7 protein-coding genes and 1 pseudogene are annotated in these 9,723 nt (G+C 65.3%); all 8 read left to right on the top strand.

Features of this window, described 5'->3' with window-relative positions:
• Window positions 1–208, top strand: a pseudogene (locus tag PQG80_RS28605) (ribulokinase); the annotation flags it as partial.
• Between the two features lie 218 nt (window positions 209–426).
• Window positions 427–2,223 (top strand): cache domain-containing sensor histidine kinase, encoded by a 1,797-nt coding sequence (locus PQG80_RS28600; protein WP_271755258.1) that lies wholly within the window; start codon window positions 427–429, stop codon window positions 2,221–2,223.
• A gap of 3 nt (window positions 2,224–2,226) precedes the next feature.
• Entirely contained in the window at window positions 2,227–3,591 is a 1,365-nt protein-coding gene (locus PQG80_RS28595) for a response regulator transcription factor (RefSeq protein WP_271755257.1), read from the top strand.
• A gap of 144 nt (window positions 3,592–3,735) precedes the next feature.
• Window positions 3,736–5,067, top strand: a complete 1,332-nt coding sequence (locus tag PQG80_RS28590) for an extracellular solute-binding protein (protein WP_271755256.1) — start codon at window positions 3,736–3,738, stop codon at window positions 5,065–5,067.
• A gap of 80 nt (window positions 5,068–5,147) precedes the next feature.
• Window positions 5,148–6,077 (top strand): carbohydrate ABC transporter permease, encoded by a 930-nt coding sequence (locus tag PQG80_RS28585; protein ID WP_271755255.1) that lies wholly within the window; start codon window positions 5,148–5,150, stop codon window positions 6,075–6,077.
• 12 nt (window positions 6,078–6,089) lie between these two features.
• Window positions 6,090–6,938 (top strand): carbohydrate ABC transporter permease, encoded by an 849-nt coding sequence (locus PQG80_RS28580; protein ID WP_271755254.1) that lies wholly within the window; start codon window positions 6,090–6,092, stop codon window positions 6,936–6,938.
• The gene (locus tag PQG80_RS28575) at window positions 6,935–9,274 is read left to right on the top strand and encodes a hypothetical protein (RefSeq protein WP_271755253.1); all 2,340 of its coding nucleotides are present in this window, start codon (window positions 6,935–6,937) and stop codon (window positions 9,272–9,274) included. The genes PQG80_RS28580 and PQG80_RS28575 overlap by 4 nt, the downstream gene beginning before the upstream one ends.
• Window positions 9,271–9,723, top strand: a 453-nt coding sequence (locus PQG80_RS28570) for an FGGY family carbohydrate kinase (protein WP_271755252.1), incomplete at its 3' end; no start/stop codon positions are given. The genes PQG80_RS28575 and PQG80_RS28570, both read left to right, overlap by 4 nt.

Below are 9,723 nucleotides of genomic sequence, written 5' to 3'. Positions count from 1 at the left end.
CGCGGCCAAGGGCGGCTACGACAGCGTCGTCGACGCGGCGAAGGCGATGGCGCGCGTGCGGGAGGAGACGTTCAAGCCGATCCCCGAGAATGTGGCGGTATACGAGCGGCTGTACGCGGAATATCGGACGCTGCACGATTACTTCGGCCGCGGCGCGAACGACGTCATGAAGCGCCTGAAGGCGCTGAAGGAAGAAGCTTCGAAGTAAAGGCGGCACGCGGCATCCAACGCTATGTTCAGGCCCGCATTCGCACCTCCCTCGAGGGATGGCGAAGGCGGGCCTATTTCGTTTCAGCCGAGCATATCGCATGCCCAAGACCGAAAATATCGGATTCCGCGCGCCGCGCTTTCCTGATAGAGTAGAAGCATACTCCCTTCCAAGCGCGCGCCGACGGGAGCCGTTGACGTTTCCGGGGGCGATGAACCTTGTTATACAGCTTGCGATCCAGACTTACCTTGACGTTCGTCGTGCTGCTGGTCGTGCCGTTCATGATCCTCGTGGCGGTGGTCACCCAGATCTCCAACAGCGTCATCGGAAGGTCGATCGAGGAGTCCACCTCGCAGACGATGGACCAGTACGCTTCCCTCGTCACGACGCTCACGACGCAGGCGGAGGACGTCGCGAACCAGGTGCTGAGCAACGAGATTACGCAGCAGTGGATATCCGCGCGCATGGACGCGCAGCTGTCGACCGAACGCAGCCTCTCGCTCGATGCCGAGCTTCGCAAATATTTGTCCTCGATCGCGCTCAACCACTCCTCCATTTCCTCCATTACGTTATTTAATAAAAACGGCACGGCGGTGGGCATCCGCGACCAGAGCTTCCGGGACCCTTCGTTCCTGCAGACCGTATGGTACCGGGACTTTCTGCGGCAGGGCACGCGCTGGGTGCCGGCTCACCTGGATCCCTATCAGCCCGCTTACTTGACCGAGGAAGGCGTGAACAGCCTGCTGTTCAACCTCGTGCAGCTCAGCTCCTTCCGCAAGCTCGGCGTGCTCAAGGTCAACGTGCTCACCTCTTCGATTCAGGACCCGCTCGACAAGATCAAGTTCGGCGAGCAGGGCGGCGTCTACCTGGTCGACGGCGACGGCGAGCCGGTGCTGCGGCAGCAGGTTCCGGCGGATATGTCCTTTTTCAAGCGGGCGCTCCCGGCCATCGAGGCGGACAAACGGGCCGGCGGCAAGCTCACGCTGGCAGGCGAGGGCGGCCAGCATATCGTCCTCTACCGCAAGATCAAGAACGCGGACTGGGTGCTGGTCGGCGAGGTGCCGAAGTACGAGCTGTTTCAGAAAATGAGCTGGGTCCGCCACACCATGCTGTGGGTCGGCGCGCTGCTGCTCGTCGCGACGATCGGCGCGGCCTTCGGGCTATCGTCGGGCATCGCGCGGCCGCTCAGCCGGTTGGCCGGCGCCATGCGGAGCGCGGAGCGCAGCGGCTTCAAGACTGCGACCGGCGGCGACGGTCCCATGGAGAGGCTGCCGGTCCCCTCCAACGAGGTCGGCTACGTGACCCAGGTGTTCAGCAGCATGATGGGCAAGCTCGGCGAGTTGATCGAGACGGAATTCCGGGCCAACCTGCGGCGGCAGGACGCCGAGTACAAAGCGCTGCTCATGCAGATCAACCCTCACTTTCTGTATAACACGCTGGAGGCGATCGGCAGCCTGTCCGCCCAGGAGCGGAGCGACGACGTCATCGACGTGACCGAGTGGCTGGGGCAGATGATGCGATATTCGCTGCGCGCGGACAGCGATCTGGTCGCGCTGAAGGAGGAGCTCCGTTATATCCGGCATTACGTGTCGATCATGAGCGTCCGGTTCGGGGACCGGCTCCGTGTATCCATCGAGGAGGAAGAGGGGCTCGGAGAGCAGCAGATCGTCAAGTTTATCCTGCAGCCGCTCGTGGAGAACGCGATCAAGTTCGGCGCGGAGAGCGGCGGGGAGGCGGTCGTGACCGTCCGTGCCGGCCGGCGGGGACGCCGCCTGGCGATCGAGGTCGCGGACAACGGGCCGGGCATTCCGCCCGACGTCGCCGAGGAGCTGGCGCGCGGCATGGCGCGCAGCGATCTGGCCGACGTGCTGAGCGCGGGCGGCAGCAGCATCGGGCTGCGCAACGTGCTGGCGCGCTGCGGGCTGTATTACGGCAAGGCGTTCGACGCGGAGATCGGCCGTTCGCCGGGCGGCGGCGCCTCGATCAAGCTGCTCATACCGGCAAAGGAGGAATGAACGATGTATCGCGTCATACTGGCGGACGACGAACCGGAGATCTGCAGGGGGCTGCGGCTTAAAATAGCATGGGATCGGCTCGGCTACGAGATCGCCGGCGAAGCGCGCAACGGCAAGGAAGCGCTCGCGGCCATCGAGAGCGAGCGGCCGCACCTGCTGCTGACCGATATCCGCATGCCGGTCATGGACGGGATCGAGCTGCTGCAGGCCTGCAAGCGCCTGCATCCGGCGCTGCGCATCGTCGTGCTGTCGGGACACGACGACTTCGAGTACGTCCAGACGGCGCTGCGCTGCGGGGCGCGCGACTATGTGCTGAAGCCGGTCGTCCGCAGGGACCTGACGGCCCTGCTGGAGACGGTCCGCGGCGAGCTGGACGAGGAACGGGAGGCCGCGCGGGCGCGGGACGCGTCGGGCCTGCAGTGGAGACGGCGGCTGCCGCTGCTGCAGGAGCAGTACGTGCTCGGACGCATCTACGGCGGCGAAGAAGCGTTCGGCGCCGCCGGGCTTGAGGAGGCGCGGCGGCTCGAGCTGGCCGGCTTCGGCGCCGGGGACGGCGCGGCGTCCGCGCTGCGCTTCATAGGCGTCGAGTACCGGCTGCCGCCCGGCCGCCTGCCGGCCGGCGAGGAGGACGACGCGCGCCTCGCGCTCGCTTTTCGGCTGCTCTGCAGGGAGGTGGCGGCGCAAGGGCGGTGGTCCGGCCAGGTGACGCCGTTCACGGACAAGGCGTATCCGGGCTCCATGTTCTTCCTGGCGGCGGCCGCGACCGAAGCGGAGAGCGAGGCGCTGCTTGCCGGGCTGGCCGAGGCGATCCTGGCGGCCGCCGCCGGGAGTCTGCGCCTCGCCGCCGTCGCGGGCATCGGCGCCGCCTGTCCCGCCGGGGCGGGGAGCACGGCGCTGCGGCGGGCCTATCTCTCCGCCGTGACGGCTTGGAGCCGCGCGCCCGCGGGACCGGAATCGCGGATCGTCCGTGCCGACGGGCTCGAAGGGCGGGCCGCGAGGCCGAGCGCCGGCAGCGAATTGATCGAGACGATCCGGCGCCACATCGAGGACGCCTACAAGGACGAGATCAGCCTGGCGATGCTGGCGGAGCGCTTCCATCTAAACGTCACCTATCTGTCTGAGCTGTTCAAAAAGCAGACCGGCTCGACGTTCAGCGATTACGTGGCGGAGGTGCGGCTAAGCCGCGCGGAGCTGCTGCTGCGGGATACGTCGATGCGCCTCGCGGATATTGCCGAGTGGACCGGCTTCTCTACCGCGAGCTATCTGAGCGCCGCGTTCAAAAAGCGCTTCGGCCTGAGTCCGGCGGATTACCGGGCGAGGCTGCGCGAAGCGGACGTGACGGGGGGCGGGCGCCCGACGGCCGATTGAAGCCTGGCGCGCGTCCGCTCCCGGCGGCGCAAGCCGCACCCGAAATAAACGCATGCCAACATCCGAACTCAGCGGATTCAGGCACCGCCCGGCCGGTGGTAGCATGGGATTGCAAGCCAAACTATCGAAGGGCGAGGGGTACGCATGAAAAAGAAATGGCCGCTGACGCTCGGCATTCTGCTGGCTATAGGGGGGCTGTCCGCCTGCGGCGATTCCAACGGCAACGACGCCGAAGCCGGCGCGTCCGGTTCGCAAGCCGCTGACGGGGAGGTCGTCGAGCTGTCCTTCTGGCGACACGACTACGCGCCCGAGGCCGAGGCGCTGAAGAAGCTGATCGCCTCGTTCGAGGAGAGCCACAAGAACATCAAGATTAACTTCCAGATGATCCCGAACGACCAGTACGAGACCAAGATCCGCACGGCGCTGGCCGGCGGCAATCCGCCGGACATCATGGCGCTCGACGCGCCGACGCTCGCCTCCTACGCGGCGCAGAAGGCGATCATCCCGCTCGACGATTACTTCGCCAAGGACGGGAGCAAGGACGACCTGCTCAAGCCGGTCATCGAGGGTCTTACCTACGACGGCAAGATGTACGCCGCGCCGAACAACGAGGGAACGATCGTCATGTTCTACAACAAAAAGATGTTCGAGGAGAAGGGCATCCCGCTCCCCTCCAAAAACGTGGACGAAGCCTGGACGTGGGATCAGGTGCTGGACGCCGCCAAGAAGCTGAACGATCCGGCCAAGGGCGTCTACGGCTGGAACCCGACGCCGTGGGGCTTCGTGGGCCACGAAGGTGCGCCTTACTCGGAGATGGCGTTCCTCTGGCAGGCCGGCGCTGAGATTCTGAGCCCGGACGGCACGACCGCCAAGGGCTATCTGGATTCGGCGGAGTCGAAGCAGGCGCTCACGTTCTGGAAAGGGCTGTTCAACACGGACAAGGTGTCCCCGAAGGAGCTGCCGCAGGACGCCTTCTGGAACGGCAAGGTCGCCATTCACGTGGACGGACCGTTCGCGTTCCAGTACCAGGAGCAGAACTTCCCGAACTTCAAGCTCGGCGAAGACTACGACGTCGCGCCGCTCTGGAAGGATAAGAAAATGATCGGCACGACCGGCAGCTGGGGCATGGCGATCACGTCCAAGTCCGAACATCCGGACGAGGCTTGGGAATTCGTCAACTGGGTCACGGGCGTCGAAGGCTCGAAGGTCTGGTACCAGGAGACGAAGAACCTGCCGGCCCGCCAATCGACGTTCGACGCCTTCGACGAGCTGAAGGCTTATCCGATGAACATCTACGCGGAGCAGCTCGCGAAGTACGGCCATCCGCGCCCGGTCACGCCGGCCTACCCGGCCATCAGCGAGGCGATCCGCCAGCTGTTCGAGGACGTCGGACTCGGCAATGCCGACGTCGACGAATCGCTCGCCAAGGCCGTCAAGAAGGTCGAAGACGGCATCGCCACGCTCGGCAAGGAATAATCCATTCGGGGCAGGGGGCAGGACCGACCCTGCCCTTGCCATGTCCGCCCGCGGCCGTACGTACGAAGGAGGGATACCGTATGCCAAGACCCGCAAGCCCTGCAAGATCCATCAAGCCGGCAAGGCGCACATCCGCGTCCTACGAGAGGCAGGAGGCCAAAGCCGCGCTGCTGTTCATTCTGCCGGCCTTCGCGCTGCTCGCCCTCTTTATTTTTTATCCGATGCTTCAGGCGCTGTGGATCAGCTTCCGCCACTACAATCTCATCTCCGCGGAGTCGGCCTTCGCCGGCTTCGGCAACTACCGCAAGCTGCTCGGGGACGACGCTTTCCTCGCGAGCCTGCGCCATGCGTTCTACTTCACGGTCGTCGTGCTGCCCGTGCAGACGGCGATCTCGCTCGGTCTCGCGCTGCTCATCCAGCGCAAGTTCAGGGGCGTGGGCTTTTTCCGCACCGTGTACTTCCTGCCCGTCGCCGTCTCGTTCGCGATCGCCTCGACGATCTTCAGGCTGATCTACAACAAGGATTACGGCATGCTGAACATCGTGCTCAAGGGCCTTGGGCTGCCCGTGCTAGACTTTCTGTCCAACCCGAACATCTCGATGTGGGGCATCATCATTCTCTGCATCTGGCGCGCGATGGGCTTCGTCATGATCATCTTCCTGGCGGGGCTGAACAACATCCCGGACTACCTGTACGAGGCGGCGCACGTCGACGGGGCCGGACCGTTCCAGCGCTTCTTTTACGTGACGGTCCCGCTGCTCAAGCGGACGCTCGCCTTCGTCGTCATCATCACGACGATGGACGCGCTCAAGATATTCATTCCGATTTACATCACGACCAGCGGCGGACCGGCCGGCTCGACGAGCACGGTCGTGCATTTCATCTACGAGACGGCCTTCAAGCAGATGAACATGGGCTACGCCGCGGCGGCCGCGTTCTTGTTTTTCTTGCTCGTGCTGGCGATCTCGGCCGTGCAGCTGCGCCTGTTCCGCAGCGACGTCGAGTATTAGGAGGAGGCTGTCATGCGCCATATGAGAAAACCGATCGGATTTACCCTGCGATGGGCGACGCTGCTGCTCGTGGCGGTCGTCTCCCTGTTCCCCATTTACTGGATGGTCATGAGCTCGTTTCGCACGCACGATGAGATTTTCCGGTACACCGAGCTGGGTCGCGGGCTGTTCCTGCCGGTCGACTGGACGCTGCAGAATTACCGCGACATCTTCCTCGATCCGGCCAAGCCGTTCGGGCGGTATCTGCTCAACACGCTGTCGGTCGCTCTCGTCGTGACCGCGGCCGGCCTGCTCGTCAACGCGATGGCGGCTTTTTCATTCGCCAAGCTGCGTTTTCCGTTTAAAAAGGGATTGCTCGCGCTCTTCCTGTCGTCGCTCGTCATTCCCTACGAGGTCATCATGATTCCGCAGTATCTGCTGATGCGGGATCTCGGCTGGATCAACAGCTACAAGGCGCTCATTTTCCCGCAGATCGTCTGGGTGTTCGGCATCTTCATGCTCATCCAGTTTTTTGCCGACATCCCTCGCGATATCCTCGACGCGGCTCGGATGGACGGCGCCCGCTGGCCGCGCATCTTCGGCGTGATCGTGCTCCCGGCGGCGGTGCCCGCGCTCATCACGCTCGGCATCATGACGTTCCTGAACCAGTGGGATTCATTCCTCTGGCCGCTCGTCGTCATCAACGAGGAGCAGCGCCAGGTGATCCAGGTGGCGATCTCCTCCTTCCAGTCGCTGCGCGGCATCTCATGGGGCAAGATCATGGCGGCGACCACCATCAGCTCGGTGCCGATCCTGGCGGTGTTCGTGCTGCTGCAGCGCTATTACGTTCAAGGCATTACGATGTCCGGGGTGAAAGGGTGACGACGATGAAAGCGGGACTGCCGGAGTGGCTGACGGGAGAGTGGACGGTCAAGTGGGCCGAGGCGACGGAGGGGTCGGAGGCGCGGCCGGCGGCCGGCGGCGACCTGGGATTGGATCGCGGCGGCGAAGCGGCGCCGGTCGTATGGCGCGAGGCGAAGGGGATGCCCGGCGGCGATCGGCCGTTCGGCGCCGAGATGGCGGCGCTCTCAGGCGGTGCGACCGCGACGCTGACGATCCGCCGCGAGGCAGGGGACGATGCGGCTGCGGAGGCTGGCGCGGATACGCTGGAGCTGGCGACGCTGGAGATCGAGATCGCGCCGCCTGCGGGCGGGACGCTGCGCCTTGCGGGCTGGCAGCTGCTGCTGCCGGTCGCCGAGCCGCTGGCTTGCGTCTGGAAGCCGCATCTGTCGCCGGAGGCCGGCATGGCGATCGGGGACAAGGCGTTCCGCTCGCCGGCGATTATTTTCGAGGACGAGGACCGCATGACGGCGCTGCTGCCGGATCTGGACAGCGTCGGGGGCGAACGGCTGCTGCCGCATATATGCGACTACACGGCCGAAGACCGTACGTTGATGTACGGGGGCTGCGATTATGAGGAAACGGGCCATGTCTACTACCGGCTGACGCCGCTGGCTCACCCGCTGGACCGCGCGCTGCGCGTACGGTTACGCCTCGCCTCCTGGCGCAAGGCGCCGGACGCGGCGGGGCGGGATTTCCGCCGCGTGGAGCGCTTGCTGTGGGCGCTCGAGGGCGGGCGCCGGATGGCGCCGGCGGAGCCGGGGGCGGATGCCGGAGCGGAGGCTTCAAGCGAAGCGAGCATGTCATGTGCGGCAGGCGTCGCAAGCGTCGCAAGTGAGGTAAGCGTCGCAAGTGCGGCAAGCGTCGCAAGTGCAGCAGGCGTGGCAGGTGTCGCAGGTGTGCCAGGTGAAGCAGCTGCGGCGGCAAGTTTGGCAAGGGCCGAAGCCATGCAGCCGTATGTCGCCCATGCCTACGGCTGGGCGTTCGAGCGGTGGGGCGGCGTGAGCTGGCAGCAATTCCGGCTGGGCGGGATCGAGGCGGGCGGCGTAGCCTTCCTCGTGACGGCCAGGCAGAAGCCGGGAGGCGGGAGGGAGGACAGCTGGCGAGAGCCCAAAAGCCTGTGGAATCAGGCTTGGTTCTGCTGCCTGCGCAGCGCCTACGGCTATGCGAGCTGGGGCAGGCGGTTGGACCGCGACGACTGGCTCGCCAAGGCGGGTCTCGCGCTCAACTTCGCGCTGGCCGCGCCGCAGACGCGGGGCTTGTTCCCGGGCTACTATCAGGCCGGCGAGGACAGCGCCTGGGAGACGGGGCGCTGGTACATGTCGGGGCCTCGCCGGCCGCACGGACACGAGGAATTCGTGCATCTGCTGGACGCTTCCTGGACCTGCTACTGGCTGCTGAAATGGTATCGGGATATCGGCGCGGACGCGCGCATCTTGCCGTACGTCCGCGCCTACGCAGACGCGTTGCTGGAGCTTCAGCGGGAGGACGGCGGATTCCCGGCCTGGGTGCGGCCGGATACGCGCGAGGCGTCGCCTTTCCTTGCCGTCAGCCCGGAGACGAGCGCGCATGTCATGCTGCTCTGCCTGTACGGCAGGCTGACCGGCGACGCGCGGTACGTCGAGGCGGCGCTGCGAGGCGGCAGGTTCGTCGCGGCGCATATTCTGCCCGAAGGCCGCTGGGAGGACTTCGAGACCTACTGGTCCTGTTCCCGCCAGTGGGAGGGCAAGCTGTACGGCGAACGGGATGCGCGCAGCGGTCTGTACAATCAATGCAACTTCGGCATGTACTGGACGGCCGAGGCGTTCAAGGATCTGTTCGAGGCGACGGGCGAGGCCTTCTGGCTGGAACGGGGCGAGCAGGTGCTGGCCGAGGCTTCCCTTTACCAGCAGATCTGGCAGCCGCCGTATATCCCCGTGCCGACGATCGGGGGCTTCGGCGTCATGAACACGGACGACGAATGGAACGACGCAAGGCAAAGCTTGTTCGCGCTCACGTATCTGTCGTATGCGGAGTTGACCGGCGACTTACGGTACCGGACAAGGGCTCTTCGGGCGATGGAGGCCTCCTTTTACATGATGTATTGCCCGGAGAATGCCGCTGTCATGCGATTGTACGAGCAGGTTCATCCGCAGTTCGACGAGCGCGACTACGGCTTCCATATGGAGAACTTCAATCATCACGACGGCACGCCGGTGAACGGACTGGGCGAGTTTACGATCTTCGACTGGGGCTGCGGAGCGGCGGCCGCTTCTCTGGCAGAGTTCACGTCAATGCTGACCGCTGAAGCTGCAGCCGGTAAAGGAGAGATCGCATGAGCGCAAAATACGCCATCGGCGTCGACTATGGCACGCAGTCCGGCCGCGCGGTGCTGGTCGATCTGTCGAACGGGCACGAGATCGCGGACCACGTCACGCCATACCCGCATGGCGTCATCGACGAGCGGTTGCCGGGCTCCGGCATCGAGCTCGGCCACGACTGGGCGCTGCAGCACCCGGACGATTACCTGGAGGTGCTGCGCCGCTCGGTGCCAGCCGTGCTGCAGGCATCCGGCGTCGCGGCGGCGGACGTCATCGGCCTCGGCATCGACTTCACCGCGTGCACGATGCTGCCCGTGGACGCGAGCGGCACGCCGCTTAGCTTCCTCCCCGAGTGGAAGGATAACCCCCACGGCTGGGTCAAGCTGTGGAAGCATCATGCCGCGCAGGACGAGGCGGATCGCCTGAACGCGATCGCGGCGGAGCGGGGCGAGAGGTTCCTGCCGCGC

Origin of the sequence: Cohnella rhizoplanae, assembly GCF_948329515.1 — a bacterium.
Lineage (GTDB): Bacteria > Bacillota > Bacilli > Paenibacillales > Paenibacillaceae > Cohnella > Cohnella rhizoplanae.
Note: the sequence above shows the minus strand (reverse complement) of the source record. Positions and strands in the feature narration are given on the sequence as shown.

Excerpts from the sequence above, each read along its gene's own strand:
- PQG80_RS28595 (WP_271755257.1), top strand. The coding sequence starts at position 2,227 with ATGTATCGCGTCATACTGGCGGACGACGAACCGGAGATCTGCAGGGGG.
- PQG80_RS28590 (WP_271755256.1), top strand. The coding sequence starts at position 3,736 with ATGAAAAAGAAATGGCCGCTGACGCTCGGCATTCTGCTGGCTATAGGG.
- PQG80_RS28585 (WP_271755255.1), top strand. The coding sequence starts at position 5,148 with ATGCCAAGACCCGCAAGCCCTGCAAGATCCATCAAGCCGGCAAGGCGC.
- PQG80_RS28580 (WP_271755254.1), top strand. The coding sequence starts at position 6,090 with ATGCGCCATATGAGAAAACCGATCGGATTTACCCTGCGATGGGCGACG.